Consider the following 995-nt stretch of genomic DNA (forward strand, 5'->3'; position numbering starts at 1 on the left):
ATTCCATGGGATGGCAGGTACAAGGGCAGTTATCTTTCAACCGGAACGTATTATTATATCATTAACCCTAAAAACGGGCGTAAGGCTGTTTCTGGCAGTATAACTATCATCAGGTAACCAACCTTAACGAAAGCGCAGATTTAATAGTTTTTTTCGATAGCACTCTTTCCTTTCTGTAGGTACGGTAAAATGATTGCGGGAAGAGTGAAAATTTAGAAAATTATTTGATTTATACAATTGATGTATACAACAGATAGGGAGAAAGGGTTATATTCGTCAATTGGTTACAGCATACCCCGTAATAGTAGAAATAATGGAAATAATTTTCCATCCGGAACCAGATATTATATAACAAACACTAAAAAAACGGACGTAAGGTTGTTCCGGGGATATGTAACCATCATTAGACAAATAATGAAAAGAATTTTATACACAATTGTTTTTTTTGTATCCGGTATACAATTTGTTGATGCACAGCAAAAACCGCAGTACACCCAATATATTTTTAACAACTACCTTTTGAACCCAGCTTTAACCGGTATTGAAAATTATACTGATGTGAAAGCTGGTTACCGGAGCCAGTGGACAGGGCTTGAAGGCGCCCCGGTAACAGGCTATTTAACTGTAAATGCACCCATTGGGAATAAGTTTTTACAGGGAGACGCTACAGCTTTTCCGGCAGGCGGAGGGCTTAATCCGTCGAGCAGATCGTATACACAGCAATACCAGGCTGCCGAGCCGCACCATGGTATTGGGCTAACTCTGGTATCAGACAAAACGGGTCCTATCACTCAAACCAATATTAACGCTACCTACGCTTATCATCTTGGTATTACCGATAGGCTCAACCTGGCAGTTGGTGTATCTGCGGGCGTGAGCCACAATGTGCTAAACMTTTCGCAGGTTCACTTTGCCGACGAAACGGATCCGATATTGAACAACATCAATAATAATCAATGGAAACCTGATTTGGGAATAGGGGTATGGGCTTATGC

Annotated in this window: 1 protein-coding gene; it reads left to right on the plus strand. The window is 40.7% G+C overall.

Features of this window, described 5'->3' with window-relative positions; all coding sequences use genetic code 11:
• Window positions 1-414 precede the first annotated feature (414 nt).
• On the plus strand, window positions 415-995 hold a 581-nt coding region (locus tag AC1DPZ_RS27950), incomplete at its 3' end, for a PorP/SprF family type IX secretion system membrane protein (protein ID WP_477409682.1).

It is taken from the genome of Mucilaginibacter sp. P4_G9, from assembly GCF_056400985.1.